The sequence below is a fragment of the Flagellimonas hadalis genome, from assembly GCF_007785775.2.
In the GTDB taxonomy this organism is placed as follows: domain Bacteria; phylum Bacteroidota; class Bacteroidia; order Flavobacteriales; family Flavobacteriaceae; genus Flagellimonas; species Flagellimonas hadalis.
In genome coordinates, this window is sequence record NZ_VNIK02000001.1 from 606,576 (window position 1) to 629,895 (window position 23,320).

At 46.2% G+C, this 23,320-nt stretch carries 21 protein-coding genes and 1 other RNA gene; 13 read left to right on the forward strand and 9 right to left on the reverse strand.

All coding sequences use genetic code 11. The features are described from left to right. Positions 1–18 precede the first annotated feature (18 nt). The gene (gene dnaK / locus FOT42_RS02620) at positions 19–1,938 is read right to left on the reverse strand and encodes a molecular chaperone DnaK (protein ID WP_151889012.1); all 1,920 of its coding nucleotides are present in this window, start codon (positions 1,936–1,938) and stop codon (positions 19–21) included. 233 nt (positions 1,939–2,171) lie between these two features. Here dnaK and FOT42_RS02625 point away from each other — a divergent pair, with 233 nt between their 5' ends. After that, complete coding sequence (locus tag FOT42_RS02625) at positions 2,172–3,596, forward strand: L-serine ammonia-lyase (protein ID WP_151889013.1); 1,425 nt, start codon at positions 2,172–2,174, stop codon at positions 3,594–3,596. Here the strand turns inward: FOT42_RS02625 and FOT42_RS02630 are convergent. Continuing rightward, positions 3,593–4,072, reverse strand: a complete 480-nt coding sequence (locus FOT42_RS02630) for a nuclear transport factor 2 family protein (RefSeq protein WP_226789775.1) — start codon at positions 4,070–4,072, stop codon at positions 3,593–3,595. The genes FOT42_RS02625 and FOT42_RS02630 overlap by 4 nt on opposite strands. 70 nt (positions 4,073–4,142) lie before the next feature. Here FOT42_RS02630 and panB point away from each other — a divergent pair, with 70 nt between their 5' ends. Then, positions 4,143–4,961, forward strand: coding sequence for a 3-methyl-2-oxobutanoate hydroxymethyltransferase (panB, locus tag FOT42_RS02635; RefSeq protein ID WP_151889014.1), 819 nt, complete (start codon positions 4,143–4,145; stop codon positions 4,959–4,961). A 26-nt stretch (positions 4,962–4,987) separates the two neighbouring features. Beyond that, positions 4,988–5,689, forward strand: a complete 702-nt coding sequence (locus tag FOT42_RS02640) for an RluA family pseudouridine synthase (RefSeq protein WP_151889015.1) — start codon at positions 4,988–4,990, stop codon at positions 5,687–5,689. On the opposite strand, the gene FOT42_RS02645 is transcribed toward FOT42_RS02640, so the two are convergent. Continuing rightward, positions 5,686–7,230: a hypothetical protein gene (locus FOT42_RS02645; protein ID WP_151889016.1), complete on the reverse strand. Its 1,545-nt coding sequence runs from the start codon at positions 7,228–7,230 to the stop codon at positions 5,686–5,688. The two genes, FOT42_RS02640 and FOT42_RS02645, sit on opposite strands and share 4 nt — an antisense overlap. A 146-nt stretch (positions 7,231–7,376) precedes the next feature. Here FOT42_RS02645 and FOT42_RS02650 point away from each other — a divergent pair, with 146 nt between their 5' ends. Continuing rightward, positions 7,377–8,549 carry a 2-isopropylmalate synthase gene (locus FOT42_RS02650; protein WP_151889017.1) on the forward strand — a complete coding sequence of 391 codons (1,173 nt, stop codon included), beginning with the start codon at positions 7,377–7,379 and terminating at the stop codon, positions 8,547–8,549. A 48-nt stretch (positions 8,550–8,597) separates the two neighbouring features. Continuing rightward, a complete protein-coding gene (gene leuB / locus FOT42_RS02655) occupies positions 8,598–9,716 on the forward strand; it encodes a 3-isopropylmalate dehydrogenase (RefSeq protein WP_151889018.1) in 1,119 nt (372 codons plus the stop codon). Between the two features lie 105 nt (positions 9,717–9,821). Here the strand turns inward: leuB and FOT42_RS02660 are convergent, their stop codons facing one another. Next, complete coding sequence (locus FOT42_RS02660; RefSeq protein ID WP_151889019.1) at positions 9,822–11,045, reverse strand: peroxiredoxin family protein; 1,224 nt, start codon at positions 11,043–11,045, stop codon at positions 9,822–9,824. Between the two features lie 130 nt (positions 11,046–11,175). Here FOT42_RS02660 and pheT point away from each other — a divergent pair, with 130 nt between their 5' ends. Next, on the forward strand, positions 11,176–13,590 hold the full coding sequence (gene pheT, locus FOT42_RS02665) for a phenylalanine--tRNA ligase subunit beta (RefSeq protein WP_151889020.1): 2,415 nt from the start codon (positions 11,176–11,178) through the stop codon (positions 13,588–13,590). 7 nt (positions 13,591–13,597) lie between these two features. Here pheT and FOT42_RS02670 read toward each other — a convergent pair whose 3' ends face one another. Further along, positions 13,598–14,134: a fasciclin domain-containing protein gene (locus FOT42_RS02670; RefSeq protein WP_151889021.1), complete on the reverse strand. Its 537-nt coding sequence runs from the start codon at positions 14,132–14,134 to the stop codon at positions 13,598–13,600. 212 nt (positions 14,135–14,346) lie between these two features. Here FOT42_RS02670 and FOT42_RS02675 point away from each other — a divergent pair, with 212 nt between their 5' ends. Next, positions 14,347–15,066 (forward strand): hypothetical protein, encoded by a 720-nt coding sequence (locus FOT42_RS02675; protein ID WP_151889022.1) that lies wholly within the window; start codon positions 14,347–14,349, stop codon positions 15,064–15,066. On the opposite strand, the gene FOT42_RS02680 is transcribed toward FOT42_RS02675, so the two are convergent. Next, complete coding sequence (locus tag FOT42_RS02680; protein ID WP_151889023.1) at positions 15,063–16,691, reverse strand: ABC-F family ATP-binding cassette domain-containing protein; 1,629 nt, start codon at positions 16,689–16,691, stop codon at positions 15,063–15,065. The genes FOT42_RS02675 and FOT42_RS02680 overlap by 4 nt on opposite strands. A 314-nt stretch (positions 16,692–17,005) precedes the next feature. Here FOT42_RS02680 and FOT42_RS02685 point away from each other — a divergent pair, with 314 nt between their 5' ends. Further along, a complete protein-coding gene (locus FOT42_RS02685) occupies positions 17,006–18,253 on the forward strand; it encodes a TlpA family protein disulfide reductase (RefSeq protein WP_226789776.1) in 1,248 nt (415 codons plus the stop codon). A 129-nt stretch (positions 18,254–18,382) separates the two neighbouring features. Here the strand turns inward: FOT42_RS02685 and fsa are convergent, their stop codons facing one another. The 3 genes from fsa to ffs form a co-directional block, all read right to left on the reverse strand. Further along, on the reverse strand, positions 18,383–19,039 hold the full coding sequence (gene fsa / locus FOT42_RS02690) for a fructose-6-phosphate aldolase (RefSeq protein ID WP_151889025.1): 657 nt from the start codon (positions 19,037–19,039) through the stop codon (positions 18,383–18,385). 39 nt (positions 19,040–19,078) lie between these two features. Continuing rightward, complete coding sequence (locus FOT42_RS02695) at positions 19,079–19,888, reverse strand: SDR family oxidoreductase (protein ID WP_151889026.1); 810 nt, start codon at positions 19,886–19,888, stop codon at positions 19,079–19,081. A gap of 23 nt (positions 19,889–19,911) precedes the next feature. Next, positions 19,912–20,010, reverse strand: an RNA gene (gene ffs / locus FOT42_RS02700) — signal recognition particle sRNA small type. A gap of 75 nt (positions 20,011–20,085) precedes the next feature. Between ffs and FOT42_RS02705 the strand changes: the two genes are divergently transcribed. The 5 genes from FOT42_RS02705 to FOT42_RS02725 all read left to right on the forward strand — a co-directional run bounded on the left by FOT42_RS02705 (position 20,086) and on the right by FOT42_RS02725 (position 23,247). Continuing rightward, on the forward strand, positions 20,086–21,150 hold the full coding sequence (locus FOT42_RS02705) for a glutaminyl-peptide cyclotransferase (RefSeq protein WP_226789777.1): 1,065 nt from the start codon (positions 20,086–20,088) through the stop codon (positions 21,148–21,150). Next, positions 21,150–21,539: an acyl-CoA thioesterase gene (locus FOT42_RS02710; RefSeq protein ID WP_151889027.1), complete on the forward strand. Its 390-nt coding sequence runs from the start codon at positions 21,150–21,152 to the stop codon at positions 21,537–21,539. Before FOT42_RS02705 ends, FOT42_RS02710 begins: the two co-directional genes overlap by 1 nt. 416 nt (positions 21,540–21,955) lie before the next feature. Beyond that, positions 21,956–22,690, forward strand: coding sequence for a LytR/AlgR family response regulator transcription factor (locus tag FOT42_RS02715; RefSeq protein WP_151889028.1), 735 nt, complete (start codon positions 21,956–21,958; stop codon positions 22,688–22,690). A 143-nt stretch (positions 22,691–22,833) separates the two neighbouring features. Then, the gene (locus FOT42_RS02720; RefSeq protein ID WP_151889029.1) at positions 22,834–23,016 is read left to right on the forward strand and encodes a hypothetical protein; all 183 of its coding nucleotides are present in this window, start codon (positions 22,834–22,836) and stop codon (positions 23,014–23,016) included. 21 nt (positions 23,017–23,037) lie between these two features. Further along, positions 23,038–23,247 (forward strand): hypothetical protein, encoded by a 210-nt coding sequence (locus tag FOT42_RS02725; protein WP_151889030.1) that lies wholly within the window; start codon positions 23,038–23,040, stop codon positions 23,245–23,247. Positions 23,248–23,320: the final 73 nt, after the last annotated feature.

The following is a 23,320-nucleotide window of genomic DNA, read 5'->3' on the forward strand; positions in this document are numbered from 1 at the left end:
TATTTGATATGGGAGAAATTATTTCACTTCCTCGAAGTCAACGTCTTCCACATTATCGCCTTCCTTGGCTCCGCCTCCTGCTGCGCTATCCGCTCCGGCAGAAGCACCTGCTGCACCGTTGGCCTGCGCCGCATCGGCTTGAGCCTTGTACATTTCCTCGGAAGCGACTTTCCAGGCTTCGTTGATTTTGTTCAACGCAGGCTCAATGACCGCCAAATCCTTGCTCTCATAAGCCTTTTTCAATTCTTCCAGAGCATCTTCAATTGGCTTTTTCTTGTCATCGGACAATTTATCGCCAAACTCCTTCAACTGCTTTTCAGTCTGGAAGATCATGCCGTCGGCCTCGTTCAACTTATCGGCGGTTTCCTTCGCTTTTTTGTCCGCTTCGGCATTGGCCTCGGCTTCGGCCTTCATCTTTTTGATTTCTTCCTCGGTCAAACCAGAAGATGCCTCGATACGGATATCTTGGGTCTTGTTCGTGGCTTTGTCCGTTGCAGAAACCTTGATGATACCATTGGCATCGATATCGAAGGTCACTTCAATCTGAGGCGTACCCCTTGGTGCCGGTGGAATACCGTCCAAGTGGAACCTACCGATGGTTTTGTTGTCCGCTGCCATAGGGCGCTCTCCTTGCAATACGTGGATTTCCACCGAAGGTTGATTGTCCGCCGCAGTGGAGAACACTTGCGATTTCTTTGTTGGAATGGTGGTGTTGGACTCGATCAATTTGGTCATTACACCGCCCATGGTCTCGATACCCAAAGAAAGTGGGGTAACATCCAACAAGAGTACATCTTTCACATCCCCGGTCAATACCCCTCCTTGGATAGCGGCACCTACGGCCACTACCTCATCTGGGTTTACCCCTTTGGATGGCTTTTTTCCGAAGAATTTCTCAACCGCTTCCTGTACCGCAGGAATACGGGTGGAACCACCTACCAGGATAATCTCATCGATATCGCTCTTGGAAAGTCCGGCAGATTTCAATGCTTTTTCACAGGGCTCAATGGTCCTTTTGACCAAATCGGCGATCAATTGCTCAAACTTGGCCCTTGACAAGGTCCTTACCAAGTGCTTGGGCCCTGAAGCAGTCGCCGTTACATAAGGTAGGTTGATCTCTGTCTGTGCAGAAGATGACAATTCGATCTTGGCCTTTTCGGCAGCTTCCCTCAAACGTTGAAGAGCCATGGGATCCTTGCGAAGGTCCATGTCCTCATCTTTCTTGAACTCCTCTGCCAACCAATCGATGATCTTTTGGTCCACATCGTCACCGCCCAAGTGGGTATCCCCGTCTGTGGCCAGTACTTCGAACACACCGTCACCCAACTCTAGGATGGAAACGTCGTGCGTACCTCCACCAAAGTCAAATACCACAATTTTTTGGTCCTTGTCCTTCTTATCCAGACCATAGGCCAAAGAGGCTGCGGTCGGTTCGTTGATGATTCGCTCCACGGTCAGTCCAGCAATCTCACCGGCTTCCTTGGTGGCTTGACGTTGCGAATCGTTAAAATATGCTGGAACGGTGATGACCGCCCTAGTCACGTCTTGTCCTAAGTAATCCTCGGCAGTTTTCTTCATTTTTTGAAGAATCATGGCCGAAAGCTCTTGTGGGGTGTACAAACGACCATCGATATCCACCCTAGGGGTATCGTTGTCGCCTTTTACCACTTTGTAAGGCACCCTTTCCGCTTCCTTTTGCGACTCGGAATACTTGTTCCCCATGAACCGCTTAATGGAATAAATGGTCTTATGGGGGTTGGTCACCGCCTGTCTTTTTGCAGGGTCACCGACCTTAATCTCTCCGCCTTCCACAAACGCGATCATGGATGGGGTTGTGCGCTTTCCCTCTGCATTGGGGATCACCACAGGTTCGTTACCTTCCATTACAGAGACGCAGGAGTTGGTCGTACCCAAGTCTATACCTATAATTTTGCTCATCGTATCTAAAAGTTATATCTGTTTAAAAATTATTTTCTTGTCCTTGGTCATGAAGTGTCAATGATTATGCCATGACCGAGAATATGACAAGGTGTCAGCAAATTGAAAAATCTTCAGTAAGAGTCCTTTAAAATAATGTGTGATCGATCATACCGAAAAATATACGTGTCCTTAATCGGATATTCTCAATTTATTTCCCTTAGCTTCCTATATTTGAAACCATAATCCAAACTATGGAATGTATCAGTGTGTTCGATATGCTCAAGATTGGGGTGGGGCCTTCCAGTTCGCACACCCTTGGACCTTGGCGTGCAGCAGAGCGTTGGATCGGTGAACTGAAGGAGCAACAACTTTTTAATAACGTAGAAGCCATTTCCGTTTTCCTGTATGGCTCCCTCTCCCTCACCGGAAAAGGGCATGCCACAGATGTTGCCGTGGTCATGGGGTTGATGGGCACCGATCCACAAACGGTTCCCATTGACAGTATTTCAGGAAGTATTGACAGGGTGAAGGCAGAAAACCTTCTGAATCTTTCCGGTGAACGCAACATCCCTTTCCATTTTGGGAAAGACATTGTCTTCAAAAAGGAATTTTTGCCCTTCCATGCCAACGGCATCCGGTTTGAGGCCAAATTGACGAATGGAAATACCGTTTCAGAAACCTACTATTCCATAGGGGGCGGGTTTGTGGTGAAAGAAGAACTCATCAACTCCAAAGAGAACAAGGAAACCTTCAAAAGTTTTCCCTTCCCGGTACAAACAGGCAGTGAGCTTCTGCATTATTGTGAATCGGAAAATAAACGCATTTCAGAAATCGTGATGGCAAACGAACTTTCGCTACGGACAGAAGCGGAAATCGATGAAGGTCTCCAACGCATTTGGAACACCATGTTGGAAAGCATGTATGTGGGCTGCCACACCGAAGGGAAACTGCCCGGAGGCCTGAACGTGAAGCGAAGGGCCTTTGAAATGCACCAAAAACTCAAGGGGGACATCCCCTACTCCAATCCGCAGGAATGGCTGGAAAGCATCCGGGAGACGGAGGTAAAGTTCCGACAGATCATCAAATGGGTGAGCTGCTTCGCCCTCAGCGTCAATGAAGTGAACGCTTCCCTTGGGCGTGTGGTGACCGCGCCCACCAACGGGAGCGCCGGGGTCATTCCCGCTGTGTTGATGTATTATATGGTCATCGAGAACCACGATGCAAACTTTGATGATGTCCGACAGTTTTTGTTGGTGGCCAGTGAGGTAGGTAGTATTTTCAAAAAAGGGGCCACCATATCCGCGGCCATGGGAGGGTGCCAGGCAGAAATAGGAGTGTCATCGGCCATGGCCGCAGCGGGATTGACCGAACTCATGGGCGGAACCCCCGAACAGGTGCTCATGGCCGCAGAGATTGCCATGGAACACCATTTGGGACTTACCTGTGACCCGATTGGAGGATTGGTGCAGGTGCCCTGTATCGAACGGAACGCCATGGGGGCCATCAAGGCCATCAATGCTGCGGAACTTGCGCTGGACAGCGACCCCAAGGAGGCAAAAGTGCCCTTGGACAAGGTGGTCAATACCATGTGGGAGACCGCAAAGGACATGAGTTCCAAATACAAGGAAACTTCCGAGGGAGGCTTGGCAGTGGGCGTCTTCTTGAGTGATTGTTAATCCAAACAGCCTTCCTTACCTCTGGTATCGATAAGGTAGATGATCTTCCATTCCCCGTCAAAATTGACAAGTTGGAACGAATTGATGCCGCAATGACTGAAATTGCCGTTGAGCCAAAACTCATACCCCACCCATGCATTGGCCATGGTGCGATCCACTTGGATGGAAAACGAAGTCAACTTCTCTTCAAACTGGATGCTGTCCGGAATATTGACAATCGAATGGATGAACTTTGAAAATTCCTCTGTCCGAAACAAAGTTTTTCCTTGGGGATTCCTTCCGGTGGTCTGGAGCACCACTTGATCGGCCACAGTGGAATTGATGATGGTGGAATCTTGTTTATGGAAACCTTCAAAAAAGGTCTCTATCACTTTCTTTACCTCTTCTTTTGAAGTTGCATTGGAGGCATCGGATACTTGGGCCTGTACGGAAACACCCAAAATCAACAGTGCCATAAGGCAGAACAGCTTTCCCATTCGTTAAGTTTTTTGATTGAAGTCCAAATTAAACAAATCTGCTTACATTTAACCGCTAAAGAAGAACATAATGTCTGTTGCAAAAAAAGAATACAAGAGAATTACGGTGAAATCCTTGGTGGAAATGAAACAGAATGGCGAGAAGATCAGTATGCTCACCGCTTATGACTATTCCATGGCAAAGATCGTGGACGCTGCCAACATTGACGCCATTTTGGTGGGCGATTCTGCCAGCAATGTGATGGCAGGCCACGAGACCACCCTTCCCATAACCTTGGACCAAATGATCTACCATGCCTCTTCAGTGGTCCGTGCGGCAAAAAGGGCCTTGGTGGTGGTGGACATCCCGTTTGGAAGCTACCAAAGTGATTCCAAGGAAGCACTGCGTTCCGCCATCCGAATCATGAAAGAAAGTGGTGCCCATGCCATCAAGGTGGAAGGCGGCAGCGAAATCAAAGAATCTGTGAGCCGTATCCTCCAAGCTGGCATTCCTGTGATGGGACACTTGGGCCTTACCCCACAGTCCATCTACAAGTTTGGGACCTATACCGTCAGGGCCAAAGAGGAAGAAGAGGCCCAAAAACTGAAAGATGACGCCAAACTGCTCGAAGAACTGGGCTGTTTTGCCATTGTCCTCGAAAAAATTCCCGCCAAACTGGCCAAGGAAGTCGCAGAAAGCGTGTCCATCCCCATCATCGGTATTGGAGCTGGTGGACATGTCGACGGACAGGTCTTGGTCGTGCACGACATGCTGGGCATGACCCACGAGTTTCACCCAAGGTTCCTTCGAAGGTATTTGGATCTATATGATGAAATGAGCAAGGCCGTTTCCCAATATGTGAACGATGTGAAAAGCAAGGATTTTCCGAATGAGGAGGAATCTTATTGATTCAATCAGGAATTAACAATAAACAATTGTCAGAAAGTACCCAGCATTCCACCCCATCCAACCTCCAAGTACTCTTTGAGGACAACCATATCATTGTGATCAACAAAAGGGTCGGCGATATTGTCCAAGGCGACAAGACCGGGGATTCGCCCTTGAGCGATGTGGTGAAACAGTATCTCAAAGAAAAATATAACAAACCCGGCAATGTGTATCTGGGCGTGGTGCACCGACTGGACAGGCCCACATCGGGCATTGTACTATTTGCCAAAACTTCCAAGGCACTGCCCCGATTGAACAAACTGTTTTCCGAAGGAAAGACCAAAAAGATTTATTGGGCGGTTGTGGACAATGCTCCTCCAAATGAAAGTGGGACCCTGACCCATTGGTTGGTCCGCAATCCTAAGCAGAACAAGTCCTATGCACACGACAAGGAAGTCCCGAACAGCAAAAAAGCCGTTTTGGAATACAAACTCCTAAAAAAACTGGATCGATATTTTCTTCTTGAAATCGATTTAAAGACGGGCAGACACCATCAGATCAGGGCACAATTGGCTGCCTTGGGGTGCCACATCAAAGGAGATTTGAAGTACGGGGCAGACCGAAGCAACAAAGATGGCGGCATACACTTGCATGCACGGTATCTGGAACTGGAACATCCTGTTCAAAAAGAGATCATCCCATTTATGGCCCCACCACCAGATGACCCCGTTTGGAATGCATGTCTTTAACGGGTAACGGCCAAGGCTTTCTCCCGAATGATCTGCCCGACCGGTTTGTTCTCCAAATGACTTTCGAGCCAAGAAAGGATGTCCAAATAAAGGAACGCCCTTTTCTCGTAGGGGTGGTTCTCGTATTTTTTCAGTTCGTTGTAGAGTTTTTGGAACTCGTTCCGCAATTCGTGCGGATAAATCTCGCCCAATCCCCTCAAGAATTTGATCATTTCTTTCTGTACGGCGTGTAAGTCGTTCATTTTCAGCAAGAACTTATACGTGCTTTTAAGTTGCACTTCCAAATGGTAGTCCATACCCGCCTCATAATGGGCCACCAGACTCAATACACGTGCAAAGCACATGAGGTCTTCCCGCATTTTGAGGTTTTTGTTGGAAATGATCTTTTTGAGGTAAACAATACAGTTCTTATTGTCCCCATTGCCAAAATACAGACAGGCAATCTTGTAGTAAAGCAACATGATATGGTGCTCGTCTATCCGCTCCCCATGTTTCTTGATGCCGTATTCAATGATGTTCACCAAATAAAGCCCCTTATCAAAAGTGCCTTCCAAAAAATGGAGGTTAAGTTTGTTCGTGTTGAGGTACAAAAAGGCCAGGGAGGCAATATTGTCATTTTGGGGAAATTCCGGACTCTCCACTTGACGCTCCAATCTGTCCAAGGTTTCCCGGAATTGGGACGCGTACTTCACAAAAAAGAGGGATTCCAAAAGGTAATGGTTCCCCTTCAGGAAGAATACGGGATTCAACGGGATCATGGTCTCGTTCTCATAGAAAAGATCCACCCATTTGCTGGCATATCTGTAGGCGGACAAAAAGTCCTGTGTCAACAAGCTATACCACAAATAGGCCTTATAAAGCCATAACTTTTCCCGGAATCCGAGTTTGTCCAGATCGTAGGCGGGCAAATGGGTCTCAAAATAGGTCTTCACCGTGTTGAGGTCCTCATCGCTGCGCACATAGCCCACTTTCAACATCATCCCATAGAGTTGAAGGGAGAGATTGGACAGCTTGCTGGTCATCACATTATGGGCGGAAAGTTCCTTGGCCTGCACGGCCAGTTCATCTGCCCTGTCCGGAATGCTACGGGTAATATATTGTGTCTCAATGACCTTTTCCAGCTCCACGATCTCGTAGGCCACATTTTTCTCTTCATTTTCGATGGCAAAACTTTTCGCCTTGTCCAAAATCTTCAAGCTTTGCTTGTAAAGCCCTTTTTGATACAGGATCGTGGCAAAATCCAACTGCTCCCTGATCTGGATGCGTACGTTCTGATTCACCGGGTTCAAGCGAAGACTCACCAATATCTGTTTGTACAAATGCGCCTTCAGGTTGGAAAGTTGTGCCTTGGTGACAATGCCACTATCCAAAATTTGGTGTTCATCATACTTCCGCATTTTGTCCAACAGGTTAAAAAGGGCCAAAAACTTCGCATCCGTGTTGACCCCCAAACGGCCAACATAGAGTTTGAATTGACGCTTTTCCGATTTGGACAGCGATTTTATCAACACAAACAACGCATCCTTATGGGCATTTGTCATCGTAAAAAATATTATTTAAAGTGTTGTTTTACAAGTTTTTAAGTTACCCCTGTTGTTATTAAACGTTGTAACAGGTACTGGCTTACTTTTATTCTTCGCCCCCTCTTCTCTATTTTCGTATGTCTCAGAATAAACAGATTGGAATAATGGGTAAAGATAAGGTACAAATTTTTGATACGACACTTAGGGATGGAGAACAAGTTCCAGGATGTAAGTTGGACACGGAGCAAAAATTGGTCATCGCCAAACGCTTGGATGAGCTAGGGGTGGATGTGATCGAGGCCGGCTTCCCCATTTCGAGTCCCGGGGATTTCAAATCCGTCCACGAAATTGCAAAATTGGTCCAAAACGCAACGGTCTGTGGATTGACCCGTGCCGTTAAAAAAGACATCGAAGTGGCCGCCGAGGCCATCAAAATAGCGAAAAAACCAAGAATACATACCGGAATCGGAACTTCCGAATCGCACATCAAATACAAGTTCAACTCCACCCAGGACAAAATCATAGAACGCGCTGTGGAAGCGGTATCCTATGCAAAATCCTTTGTGGAGGATGTGGAGTTCTATGCGGAAGATGCCGGACGTACGGACAATGAGTTTTTGGCCAGGGTATGTGAGGCCGTCATCAAGGCCGGGGCCACTGTGCTCAATATCCCTGATACCACCGGATATTGCCTTCCAGAGGAATATGGGGCCAAAATGAAATATTTGAAGGAGAATGTAAAAGGTATTGACAAGGCCATTCTTTCCTGCCATTGCCATAACGACCTTGGACTGGCCACTGCGAACTCCATTGCCGGTGTCATCAACGGGGCAAGACAGATCGAGTGTACCATCAACGGTATCGGGGAACGCGCCGGGAACACCTCTTTGGAAGAAGTGGTGATGATCTTGAGACAGCACCCCTACCTGAACCTTGACACCAACATCAACAGTAAGCTGTTGTGGGATACCAGCCGAATGGTTTCCCAGAAAATGGGCATGCCCGTGCAGCCCAATAAAGCCATCGTGGGGGCCAATGCTTTTGCACACAGCTCCGGCATACACCAAGATGGGGTGATCAAACAACGTGAGACTTACGAAATCATCGACCCTAAAGATGTGGGTGTGAATGAATCTTCCATCGTATTGACCGCAAGGAGCGGACGTGCCGCACTGGCCTACCGTGCCAAAAAAGTGGGTTACGAACTCACCAAAGTCCAACTGGATTCCGTTTACGAAAACTTCTTGAAGTTTGCAGACCGCAAAAAGGAGATTTTGGACGAGGACATCCACCAAATCATTGAGGTCAGTAACATTCGTATACAGAGTATTGCTTAAATTCAATAGTCCGTCTGCTTCAAAATACAATTTGCCTAAAGCTTCCTTATGAATCTGAACATAGCTTTGTTACCTGGTGATGGTGTTGGACCCGAAGTGTTGGCCCAGGCAGTCAAATGTTTGCAGGCCGTTGAAGAAACCTTCAACCATGAATTCGTTTTTAAGGAGGCCCTTGTGGGGGCTGCGGCCATCGACAAAAAAGGCAAACCACTTCCACAGAGTACTTTAAAATTGTGCCAAGATGCCGATGCCGTACTTTTTGGTGCCATAGGCGATCCCAAATACGACAATGATCCCGAAGCCAAGATACGACCTGAGCAAGGTCTGTTGGAACTGCGCAAAAGTCTTGGCTTGTTCGCCAATATCAGGCCCGTGCTGTCCCATCCCAGCCTTTTGCACAAATCTCCCTTGAAGAAGGAGATTATTTCCGGGACCGATTTTGTGATCTATCGTGAGCTTACCGGAGGAATCTATTTTGGTGAGAAAAAATTGAACAAGGAAGGCACTGTTGCCTCCGACCTTTGTGAATATTCCGAAACCGAAATCAGTCGTATCGCACATCTGGCCTTCAAAGCAGCGAAGGGTAGAAAAAAGAAGGTCACCCTAGTGGACAAGGCCAACGTTCTGGAATCGTCCAGACTTTGGCGTAAGGTCGTTACCCGAATTGGGGAAAGTTACCCAGAAGTGACCCTCGATTTTTTATTTGTGGACAATGCCGCCATGCAGTTGGTACTGAACCCCACCCAGTTCGATGTCATCCTTACCGAGAATATGTTCGGGGACATCCTTTCTGATGAGGGAAGTGTGATCGGAGGTTCCATCGGCTTGTTGGCATCTGCATCCATTGGAGATGAAAATGCCCTTTTTGAACCCATACACGGTTCATACCCACAGGCCAAAGGAAAAAATGTGGCCAACCCTATTGCTTCCATTCTTTCCGCAGCAATGCTTTTGGAACATTTTGGGCTCATGGAAGAGGCAATGGCCATCAAACTGGCCGTGGACAAGTCCTTACGAAAGGGTATCGTGACCCCTGATATCAAATCCAAAAGCCAATTTGGCACGCAACAGGTCGGTGACTATATCGCCCATAGCATTGTGGATATCGAGGACAATTTCCGCGTGAACGATGAAAACATCGATCTAGGGAAGTCCACGATTATCTGATTTCGAGTTCAAGTTTTCAAGCCCAAGTTCAAATATCAAGCTCAAACTCAAATAGCTCCTAATACCAATAACCAAATAACTCAATAACCAATTTAGGATTTAGACCTATTCATTGGCCAATTCCCGTATTGTTTCTGCAAACTGTTCTTTGAACTGTTCATATTTTTCCCCAGTGGCCGGACCGTTGAAACCGGTGTGTATTTTACTGACCTCTCCTTTTTTATCGATATAGATCGTGGTGGGATAGGAAAGAATATGGTTGAGCATGGGCAGTTTTTCATTGGCCTTTTGCTTATTGGAAGTTCCATATTGCGCCAATAAGATGGGATAAGGCACTTCTGCCCTTTCCTGTAGCCTTCCGATGGCCTCGAAAGCTTTTTCCTCTGTTTTGGCATATTCAAAGGCCAACGCCACCAATTCGATGTTCAAATCGGGGTTGTTTTTGAGAAATTCCACATAGAAGCGTGTCTCGTCCAAACAATTGGGACACCACGACCCCATGATCTGCACCAAGACCACCTTATCCTTGAACCTTGGATCTTTGAGACTGACCATTTTACCTTCGGAATTGGGAAAAGAGAAATCAAACTTATCATAACCTTTCCTCAAAAAAGTGAGACTGTCCGCCTCAGGGAGTTCAAACCCCTCGTTCCTTGCGGCCATGAACTCTTGTACGGCATGATTACCTGAATAAAATTTACCATCCAGCGTACTATCACTGACCTGTGCCATAAAAAGGTACACATGCGACCCATCAAACGCGGAAATTTTCAGGCTGTCGCCCGTTACCACTCCATCCAAATACCTATAATCTCCTGTCTTGGTCCTAAAAGTCCCCTTGACCTTGTTCCCATTCTGCATAAAGATGCCCTTGGCCGGGTATTCGTTCGGGGTATTGACATCAAAATACGTCTCCCAAATCCCAGATATGTTGACTTTGGCGTTCTCTTTTACCTCAAAACGTTCTTTCTGTCCATGGACAGCCGTGAAGAACACTTCTCGCTCCTTACTTTCTTCAATGAACTTTCCTTCCATTTCCTTTTCAGAAAAAGTACCCGTGAAATATCCTTCAAATATGGGCATTTGGATACGAATGGAGTCTCCGTCCAATTCAATCTCGTCTACCACGATTTCCTCCTCTGCATTATGGATTTTCATGATATATCCGTCCGTTCCCTTTCCCATGGTAAAATTGAAGGGCAGTTTTTGTGATTCGGACACTTCTATCTTGGCCAGCCAATCCCCGAGGGCCAATTCCTTCTTTTCCTCCTTTTTACAGGACCCTAAAATCAGTGCCAATACCATCATTGACAGCCAAATCCTCTTCATAATAGTGAAAGTTTTTTCCTAAATGTAGAAAATACGACCCAAAACTTACAATACCAAACGGTCTATGACCATTATTTACGTTGAATCTGTTCCCCTATTGTTTTATATTTGTCGATTCTAAAATTGGGGTATGAAGATTTCTTACAACTGGTTGAAACAATTTTTGCATATTGATTGGGACTCACAGAAAACAGGCGAACTGTTGACCGACTTGGGTCTTGAGGTAGAGGGCATTTCCCGTTTTGAATCAGTTAAGGGCGGATTGCAAGGCATTGTCGTGGGCCATGTGCTCACCTGTGAACAGCATCCAAATGCGGACCGATTGAAATTGACCACTGTGGATATTGGCCAGGGAACTCCCTTGCAGATCGTTTGCGGTGCCCCGAACGTGGCCGCTGGGCAAAAAGTCCCCGTTGCCACCATTGGTACCACGCTCTACACCAAGGAAGGTGAGGCTTGGACCATTAAAAAAGGAAAGATACGCGGTGAGGAAAGCCAGGGCATGATCTGCGCCGAGGATGAAATCGGTCTTGGAGAGGGCCACGACGGGATCATGGTGCTGAACGAAGAACTTGTGCCCGGAACCCCCTGCTCCAAAGTCTTCGAGGTGGAGAGTGATGAGGTCTTCGAGATAGGACTGACCCCCAACCGTGCCGATGCCATGAGCCATTTTGGTGTGGCCCGCGACCTAAAGGCCGGATTGGAACAAAAAGAGATCCAAAAAGAGCTGGTGACACCATCCACCAGTAATTTTTCCATAGACAACCGTTCGCTGAAGATCGATGTGGAGGTCAAGAACAGTCAACAGGCACCCAGATATTGTGGGCTCACCATCAGCAACCTTATTGTTCAGGAATCCCCGGATTGGTTGAAGAACCGATTGAGATCCATTGGCCTATCTCCCATCAACAATGTGGTGGATGTGACCAATTATGTGCTCCACGAACTGGGTCAGCCCTTGCATGCCTTTGATGCCTCGAAGATAAAAGGCAACAAAATCGAGGTAAAAACATTGCCTGCAGGCACCAAGTTCAAAACGTTGGATGGTGTGGAGCGTGAACTCCACGAAGACGATTTGATGATATGCGACACCGAAAAGCCCATGTGCATTGCCGGGGTATTTGGCGGGCTACATTCTGGGGTCACAGAGCATACCTCTGCCATTTTCTTGGAGAGTGCCTATTTTGACCCCATCTCCATCAGAAAAACAGCAAAACGGCACGGACTCAATACGGATGCTTCTTTCCGGTTTGAAAGGGGCATCGATATGAACATCACGGAATATGCGCTGAAAAGGGCGGCCCTGCTCATCCGTGAAATAGCCGGGGGGTACATCAGTTCAGAAATCGTTGACCTTTATCCCAAGAAAAACCAGGACAGGCAAGTGTTCCTGACGTTTGACAAAATCAACAACCTGATCGGTCAGGAAATCCCAAGGGACACCATTAAATCCATACTTTCCTCTCTGGAAATCCGCATCAACAACGTTACCGAATCCGGTCTTGGGCTCACCATTCCCACCTATCGGGTGGATGTTACCCGGGAAGTGGATGTCATTGAAGAAATTCTGAGGGTCTATGGTTACAACAACATCGGTTTCAAAGAAAAATTGAATGCCTCCATAGCCAAATCCTCGCGATATGAAAACCACAGGATACAGGATGTAATTGGTAACACTCTTGCTTCCAAGGGCTTTTATGAGATTATGACGAACAGTCTGGTCTCATCCGAAACCGCTTCTGGGGACACTGTGGAACCGGTTCAAATGCTGAACCCGTTGAGTTCCGATCTTTCCGTACTGCGGACATCAATGTTGTCTTCCGGCCTTCAGACCGTACTGCACAACCACAATCGTCAAAAAACGGATCTGAAACTTTTCGAATTTGGCAAAACATACATCAAAGTAGGTGGGGAATATCAAGAAAAGAGGCATTTGGCCCTTTTCATCTCTGGGGAACGTACCCAAGACAATTGGTCCACCGTCTCCAAAAAAACGGATTTCTTCTACCTAAAAGGTATTGTGGAGTCCCTTTTTGCCCGTTTGGGCATCAAGGATGTGGAAACCATTCCCACTAGTGACCCTGTTTTTGCCGAAGGCCTTGGCTGTAGCAAGAATGGAAAGGTCTTGGCCTCCTACGGATTGGTCGGTAAAAGTGTTTTAAAAAAGTTTGATATAAAACAGGAAGTGTTCCATGCCGATTTTGACTGGGATGCCATCTTGGAGTCTGTAGTGACCCAAAACATTGTTTTTAGGGAAATTCCAAAGTTCCCTGAGGTGACAAGGGATTTTGCCTTGCTGCTGGATGATTCCACTTCGTTCCAAAAGGTGTATGACATCGCTTGGAAAACTGAGAAAGATTTTTTGAAGAATGTAAACCTGTTCGACGTATACACAGGGGGAAACCTTCCCAAAGGGAAGAAATCCTATGCGGTGAGCTTTACCCTATCGGATGACAAAAAGACGCTTACCGACAAGCAGATAGATAAAATCATGGGTAAATTGTTGTCCCAATACCAAAAAGAACTGGGCGCCGAACTAAGATAAGTGTCCCTTACATTTGGGTCGGCAATATCACACTGTCGATTTCGTGCACCACCCCATTCTTGAGGTTAAGGTCGGCCGTGGTTATTCTTGCGGTGTTCCCCATTGGATCGGTCAAGACAATGTCATACCCATCCAAATGTGCCACTAATTTTTTGCCCTGTACTGTGGTAAAACTGGCCTTCCCATTCCCCTGGCACATGGCACGCAAGATTTTTGATGCCGTCAATTGACCGGCCACGATGTGGTAAGTCAACAAGGATTTCAACTCGGTTTTATCGTTCGCGTTGAGGAGTTGTTCTATTTTTTCCTGTGAAAACCTTTGAAAAGCCGCATCAGATGGAGCAAAAACGGTAAACGGACCTGATTCCTCCAAAATGTCATCCAGATTTGTGGCCTTTACAGCGGCAAACAGAATCTTATGGTCAACGGATTCATTGGTATTTTGGGCAATGGACTTTAAGCTTGGGGCATTCGTCTGTGCATAGGAAAAAGAGACAAGGGCCATGCAAAGACCGAGCAAGATTTTAGTAACGGGGGCTTTCATTTATGGTTTCTCAATGTTGGGACTTTAGTTGGTTGGCCATGGTTTCGATTAACTACCAAAAACTTCGATAAGTTACATCTTTTTATCCGATTCGCAATTAATTTTTTCCTGCTCAATTCCATTTAACACAATGTTAACGTGATGTTGTTTCGCCAACTTTTTCAATCGCTGACACAAATGATTAACTTTGAGGGAATTGCTAAGAAAACACCATGGTATTTAGAAGTACGGGCATTGAGCAAAAACTGCACCAAACAAGGGGCAGACAGGCCAACGAAGCCCAAATTTTGGCCGAAGTGGAACGGCTATTGAAGCAAGAATCGTTAAAAGAAGGGAACATTAGCAAGCAACTTGCTTCAAAAACAACCATAGACCGCAACGATTTTGTGTTCGACCTGCTGGAAACCGACCACATATTCCATTTGGACCAGATCAAAAAAATCTGCATCGACTACCGACTTCGTTTTTTGGACAGCTCTTTTTTCAAGGGTGAAATCCCGGAAGCGGCCATTTCAAAAATAAAGGAGTTGGAAGTGGCCCACGACACCGAGATCAAAGGATACAAGATCATGGCACCTTCCAAGCTCTTCAAACTGGAGGACAGGGACGACCCCCTACTCTTTGCCCCCATTGGCAACGATTATTTCTATCTGATCCACAAATGGGGAAACGACCTGCATCCCTTCCGAAAGCTGATGGCGTGGCCTTTTAAAAATATCGTGAACCTGACCTTTGTGGTGTTCGTCCTCAGTTATTTGGTGACCCTGATGGTACCCAATGGACTGTTCTCCAAGAACAACTCCGCAGCAGAGTTCTGGATCATTTTCTTCTTTATGTTCAAGTGTATGGCATCCGTGGTGATCTTTTACGGATTCGCATTGGGCAAAAACTTCAATCCTGCCATTTGGAACAGTAAGTATTTCAATGCCTAAGCGGTCACTGCATACATTTTGTCCCGTTGCTCCTTAATGGCCTTGTCCGACATATAATCATCAAAGGTCAAGTAACGGTCAATGGTTCCCTTGGGCGTGAGCTCGATGATTCTATTGGCCACGGTGTGCACAAATTCGTGGTCGTGGGTGGTGAGCATGATGGTTCCCTTGAAGTTCTTGAGCGAATTGTTGAATGCTGTGATACTCTCCAGGTCCAAATGGTTGGTAGGTTCATCCAACAAGAGCACATTGGCGCGTAGCATCATCATTCGGCTGAGCATGCAGCGTACTTTTTCACCTCCCGAAAGTACCGTACATTTTTTCAGGGCCTCCTCGCCACTGAAAAGCATTTTTCCCAAAAAGCCCCTGATATAGACTTCCTCACGCTCTTCTTCGGTCTTGGCCCATTGACGAAGCCAATCCACCAAGTTGATGTTTTCCTTGAAGTAATCCGAGTTGTCCGCCGGAAGATAGGATTGGGTGGTGGTCACCCCCCACTGAAAACTTCCACTGGCGGCTTTTGACTTACCGGAAATGATGTCGTAAAAAGCGGTAGTCGCCCTTGAATCCTTGGACAAAATGGCCACCTTGTCCCCTTTGGCCAAGTTGATGTTGACATCTTGGAAAAGCAAATCACCATCTTCCGAAGTGGCCGAAAGTTTTTCCACATTCAGGATTTGGTCCCCAGCCTCTCGCTCACGATCGAAAATAATGGCAGGATACCTTCTGCTGGACGGTTTGATGTCCTCCACCTTGAGTTTGTCCAACATTTTTTTACGGGAAGTCGCCTGCTTGCTCTTGGCCACGTTGGCACTGAAACGCATGATGAACTCTTGGAGTTCCTTGGCCTTTTCCTCTGCTTTCTTGTTCTGCTGGGCGCGCTGGCGGGCTGCCAATTGGCTACTTTCGTACCAGAACGTATAATTTCCGGAGAAAAGATTGATCTTCCCAAAATCAATATCCGCAATGTGGGTACAGACCGCATCCAAAAAGTGCCTGTCGTGGGAGACTACGATCACAGTGTTTTCGTAATTTGCCAAGAAGTTTTCCAACCAGTTGATGGTCTCATAATCCAGGTCATTGGTAGGTTCGTCCATGACCAGCACATCCGGGTTCCCGAAGAGCGCTTGCGCCAAAAGTACACGCACCTTCAATTTGGGGTCTATGTCCGCCATAGTAGCGTAATGCAGGTCCTCCGATATGCCCAAGTTGGAAAGTAGGGCAGCCGCATCACTGTCGGCGTTCCATCCGTTCATCTCCTCGAACTGTACCTGCAGCTCCCCTATTTTTTCCGCATTCGCGTCGGTGTAGTCCGCATACAGTGCATCTATCTCCTGTTTTATCTTGAACAGGGGCTTGTTTCCCATGACCACCGATTCCAAGACCTGGTATTCGTCATAGGCGTTGTGGTTCTGTTCCAAAATGGACATCCTTTTCCCTGGTTCCAAATGCACATGGCCCGAAGTCTGGTCCACCTGTCCGGACAATATCTTCAAAAAAGTGGACTTTCCGGCCCCGTTGGCGCCAATGATGCCATAGCAGTTGCCATGTGTAAAGGTCACGTTGACCTCATCGAACAACACTCGTTTGCCAAACTGTACGGATAAATTGGATACTGATAACATGCCGCTGTTTAATTTTTTTGCAAAAGTAGCTAAAACCAAACCGAATTTCCAATTTGACCGCACCTTATTGATTCTGATAAAAATAGCAGTAAACAACTTTAACTACCCATTAACAAGGATGGGGCTTGGGTATTCTTACTTTTGGTTGATTAATGGATGGTTCCCTTAATATGGTTAGACTTTTACTCGGCATCTCTTTACTGTCAATTTCTGCGTGTTCAGATAAACCTGGGCAATGTGCCCCCGTTTTTTTTGCAGGGGAGATCGTGAATCCCACGAGCGACTATGTTGTTCTATATCACAACGACACTTACGTGGATTCCGTCAGACTGGACGCCAACAATCGGTTCTCCTTTGACCTTGATGGTATTGAAGAAGGACTTTACCATTTTACCCATTCCCCCCAATATCAAAATGTGTATTTGCAAAACGGGGACAGCCTTTTGGCCCGTTTGAACACCGTTGAATTTGACGAAAGCCTTGTGTTTTCCGGAAAAGGAAGCGAGATCAACAACTTTTTGATCGAAATGTTCCTGGCAAATGAAGTGGAAGAGGAAAACCCTGTCGTGCATGGCTATTATCTATTGGACCCTGAGGAATTCAGCAAGAAAATCGATTCCATGCAGGCCATCAAACTAAACCACCTGAAGGAATTTGCAAAGAGCAATGAAACATCTGATCGGGTCATGACCATGGCTGAGGCTTCCATTGATTACAATGCTTACATCTACAAAGAAAAATACCCTTTCTATCATAAGAAAAAGACCGGTGAGGACAAATTCCATGATCTTAGCGAATCTTTCTATGCCTACAGAAAAGATATAGACCTCAGCAACAAGGACCTTACCTACTACAGGCCCTATTTCAATTTTATGTTGTTGCATTTTGGAAACCTGTCCTACATGACGTGCCTTGAAAACTGTGACCCTGATGCGAAAAACGGGAGCGACCACCTGCATTTCAACAAACATAAGCTCGCCATGGTGGACAGCCTAGTGAAAGAAACAGAGTTGAGGGACATCTTGTTCAGGAATATTGCCATAGATTATTTAGTGAAGGAACGCAACCCCAATGAGGAATGCCAAATATTCATCGACAAGTTCCATGCATTGTCCTCCAATGAGGAGCACAAGAAGGAAATAGATGACCTGTACACCGCCATCAAGAACCTTCAACCCAATGCCGAGGTCCCAGATTTGGCCCTAAGGGATGTGGACAACAACGTGGTACACCTTAAAGATGTGGTGAACAAAAAGAAGAACACGGTGATTTATTTTTGGACGGCTTCGCAAAAACGCCATTTCAGGAATATCAGCCAGCATGTCAACGCTCTCCAAAAGAAATATCCGGATTACCGCTTTGTCGGCATCAATCTAAAGTCCAGCTATCCGCAATGGAAGCTATTGTTGGATGAATATGGCTTGGAGAAGGAAAACCAGTTTTATGGCGAAAACTTCAAGGAAATCCAGACCAACATGGTGGTGGACGGCCTCAACAAATGTGTGATCACAAAGGACACATTGGTGGTTGACGGGTTTGCCAACCTCTACACTTCCCTTTAATAACCTTTGGTTATTTGTTTTATTGAGTTATTATGTGACAAGACCAAAGCTTTTAAAGTAGCAGATACAAAACAGCACATAAAAAAGCCCCGATTTCTCAGGGCTTTATTTTTTGAATCAATATATTCTTTAGGAATTTCCTTTTTTGTAATCTTCCAGGAACTTGGCCAGACCTATGTCGGTCAATGGGTGTTTCAACAATCCTTCAATGGAAGACAATGGACCTGTCATCACATCGGCACCAATCTTGGCACAATCGATCACATGCATGGTGTGACGGATGGATGCGGCCAATATCTGTGTTTCAAAGGCATAGTTGTCGTAAATGAGCCTGATCTCTGAAATAAGATTGAGTCCGTCTGTAGAAATATCGTCCAAACGTCCCAAAAACGGGGAAACATAGGTGGCCCCTGCCTTTGCGGCCAATAGGGCCTGCCCTGCCGAGAACACCAAGGTACAATTGGTACGGATACCCTTGTCCGAGAAATATTTCAATGCTTTCACACCATCTTTGATCATCGGGATCTTGACCACGATCTGCTCGTGCAGTTCGGCCAGTTCCTCGCCTTCTTTGATCATTCCCGCCAAATCGGTGGCAACCACTTCTGCGGAGACATCGCCTTCAACGATATTGCAAATGTCCACATAGTGTTTTAGGATATTGTCCTTTCCAGTGATTCCTTCCTTGGCCATCAACGAAGGGTTGGTGGTGACACCGTCCAATACCCCTAATTCTTGCGCTTCTCTAATTTGATCTAGATTGGCCGTATCAATAAAAAACTTCATTTTTAACTATTTATATGTGATTTTTCAAGAAGTGTAAAGCTACAACTTATAATGGTTGAGCAGCAACTTTTCATAGACTTTATCGGGCAGAACTCTTTTTAGGGTAAGGGAAAACTTCTGTAAAAAAGCCCCGACCGGATTGTGCACTTTGGGCCGTTTTTTGTTGATGATTGAATATATGGCCTTCGCCACTTGCTCGGGATCTCCCCCACTGTCCACGTCCCCGTTTATGGAATCGATCGTTTTCGCATAGTTGTCCTCATATGGGGAACCGTCCAAAACCGGGGCATGGTACCTGCCGGCGGCAATATTGGTGGCAAAATCGCCCGGGGCCACGTTGGTGATGGTCACCCCAAAATCCTTGGTTTCCATACGAAGGGCCTCTGTGATCAGTCCCAGCGCACCTTTGGTGGCCGAATAGAACCCTCGGAACGGCAATCCCATATACCCCGCAATGGAGGTAATGTTCACAATGGTCCCACCGCCTTGTTTGCGCATTTGGGGCAACACGGCCTTCATCATGTGCACAGGGCCATGGAAATTGGTATCGAACACTTTTAGGATCTCTTCGTGCGGCGTCTCTTCAATGGGGCCGGTAATGCCCACTCCTGCATTGTTGATGAGCACATCCAATCGGCCTTCCTTGGAAATCACATGGGAGACTGCATGTTGTATGCTGTCTACATCCCTTACATCCAATTGGATAAGGTCAAATACATCAAAATCGGGATAATTGGCCGGAGTCCTTGTAGTACCGTACACCTTATAGCCTTTTGAGGCCAAAAAGGTTCCTATGGATTTACCGATGCCGGACGAACCTCCGGTGATCAATACTACTTTTTTTTCCATGATAGCTGAGTTCAGGGAACAAAAAACGGCAAGCTACCTACATCGCACCGCTACGACCGCATACCCTTGCTGCGTTCCCACCCTGGGGGATTCTGCAGGAGCTGGTCGTGTAGGACTTGCCGACTGCAAATATACGACCTTTTAAATTTGTGACAATCCCAATTCATTCTTAATTTCGACCTCCAAGGATCAAAACCATGAAACACACACAACGGATGATGTTCAAATTAGCTTCGTTTTTGGGATTGCTGCTCTTTTTTTTGGGCTGCGGAGGGAATACCGATCCCGCCAAACATTTTTCCATCCAACTGGAAAACAAGACCCTACAGCAAAACCAAAAGGTAGGGGTCTCCATCAAGAACCAAAAAGAGGTCGAGATTTCCAACATCCGCTATTTTATGGACGGAAAAGAACTTCCCTTGGAAAATGGCCAACTGACCATGGACATCACCCATTTGGGCAACAAAATCTTGACGGCCAAGTTCGATATTGAAGGGGAAACCGTGGAAATCGAGGAAAAAATAAAACTCTTGGCCGCTTCCGCCCCCGAGGTCTATACCTATGAAATTGTGAACACCTACCCGCACGACACAAAGGCCTACACCCAAGGGTTGGAATTCCACAATGGGACACTCTACGAAAGCACCGGAAAAAGAGGTAGCTCCACGGTAAGAAGGGTCAATTTTGAAACGGGAGAGGTACTGCAACAGATCGAAATGGACAATACCATCTTTGGCGAAGGCATCACCTTGATGAAAGACAAGCTCTACCAATTGACCTGGCAAAGCGGCATGGGCTATGTGTACAACGCCAGCAATCTGGAAAAAATCAAAAACTTCTCCTATGGCAAAAGCAGGGAAGGTTGGGGACTTTGCAACGATGGTAAAAAAATCTTCAAAAGTGATGGTACGGAAAAAATCTGGTTCTTGGATCCAGAGACCCTGGAAGAAACGGGTCACATAGAGACCGTGACCAACAAGTCCATCTTCAACATGGCCAACGAACTGGAATATGTGGATGGGAAGATCTATGCCAACGTCTATCAAAAAGAAAGTATGATGATCATTGATGCCACTTCCGGGGCCATCGAAGGGGTCGTCAATTTTGGCGGGTTGAAAAACAAAGTGTCCAAAGGGGCCGAGTGGGACGATACCAATTCCGTGCTGAACGGCGTGGCCTACCATCCCGAACGAAAAACTTTCTTTGTCACTGGGAAGAATTGGGACAAACTCTTCGAGGTCACCATCCGTAAAAAGGACTGATGAATACGTTTACAGAAATCTTTGATGTGGCCGTGGACGATCTTGATGACCTTAACCATGTGAACAACATCAGGTACGTGGAATGGATCCAGGACATTTCCAAGAAACATTGGGAACAGGTGACTGATGCAGATATCCGAAAAGAAATGATCTGGGTGGTGCGGAACCATAATATTTCCTATCTGAAATCGGCCGTGCTTGGCGATACGGTAGAAGTGACCACCCACATTGAGGCCAGCAAAGGCCCCTTGTCCATACGCGCTGTTGAGATCAAGAACCATAAAACAGGCGAACTGATGGTCAAGAGCACCACGGAATGGTGCCTTTTGGACGCCAAAACCTTCCGTCCCAAGCGTGTTCCCGAATCTGTACAGGAATTATTCAAATAGACCATCACCTTCCGTTTCCAAGCGGAACAAGCTTCCTTTTTTGTGTAGTTCATCGAATTCTAGGGTGTTCCTAGCCAAAAACCGCTCCCATTATTTTGATTCTATGGTTCGTAGTCGTAACATAGTATAAAATCAACACTTCAACCAAATGAACTTAGTAAAAACCACACCAAACTTCACCACTATTTATACATGCACTTCCAGCGTGTTGCCGCATCAACGAACATGCTTCGACACTCGTTCAAAAATGAGATCAGGAAAAGCATAGATTTGTTGCAGGTCGTTACCCTTTAACGAAAATTTAAGGATTTTTGTAAGAAAAATGCCCTTTTTAAAGAGAAACCCATAGTTTTTTTAAGGGAAAACTGCAATGAGTTTTTTGAACTCGTTAGTAACTTGCACTCAGCATTTTGCGTATGGAATATACCTATATCATCATAGACCTCAATGCAGCGACCAAGCTACAACTGCAACTCTATTTGGAGGAGTATGAGGATTTGACCTGTATGGGCGTAGCCGCCAGTGCAGCAGAAGGGCTGGACACCATTCTGAAGTTCACACCGGACCTTGTGCTGATCAATCTTGGTGAAGATGGCATGGAATACTTTCAAATGGTGACGGAACTGAACCAATACATGCAGGCCCTACCCCTTATTATAGGATACTCCACTTCCAAGAAATATGCCTACAATGCCATAAAGAGTGGTTTCTTTGATTATTGGATCCTTCCTCACAACGAATTTGATGTACGCAAGACCATCCTGCGCCTCCGCAAAAGGCATCCTAAACAGGATATGCCATCCACCATCTGCCTTAAATCCTATAACGATTATAGGTATCTGGACACCAAGAATATCCTTTACCTGAAATCGGACAACAACACCACGGATTTTTTCATGAGGGATGGCAATGTGATCAGCGCCTTCAAAACATTGAAGTCGTTCGAGGACAAGCTGCCCAAAGCATTCATCCGCATCCACCAGAGCTATATCCTGAACAGCAGGTACGTGTCCCGCATCAACTATGGCAAATCCATGTGCACCTTGCGACATGGGAACGAGGAGGAACTTCCCTTCTCCAAGACCTATAAGGACAGGATAGATCTTCTGAAGGAAATGCTCTCCAAAACGGCCGTAAAGGCCCTTAATTGACAAAATTCTAACAGTTTATGGTAGTATGCTCACAGAATCCCTACGGATTCTAAATAGTCCATTCTGCAATGGGCCATCCTATAGGTCTTGGGTACTTTTGGTCTAGACAAACCAATTTAATTAACACCCTAAAACCTAATATTATGAGAAAACTACTAAGTATTTTGGCCCTTGCTCTATTGACCGTTGGATTCTACTCTTGCGAAACAGAAACCGATATCCAAGAAACAGAAGCACTTTTCCAACAATTGGATCAAAATGCAAATGCAACTGATGGTGATCAATCAAATGATGATGACCGTGGCGATGACGAAGGACTTAACTAAGATCTTTAAATAAGGTCATTGATGAACAACCTCATACGGTCAATACTCTTATTGTTGATTTTAGGCGGAACTCTGTTCTGTTACAGGGACGAGTCCCCAAAAAAGATACAGTTAGAAGGCAATAGGACCACTGCGCCGGAACAGGCATTCAACCAACGGACACTTTTTGGGATAGACCAAAAAAGGATATTTCGCTTGGAGCAGAGTGCCAACGACGACCGCAGCCTATGACCACCATATAAATTTGAACCAAAGCCCCATCCCCTGAAAAGGTCTGGGGCTTTTTTAGTACCTTGTATCAACA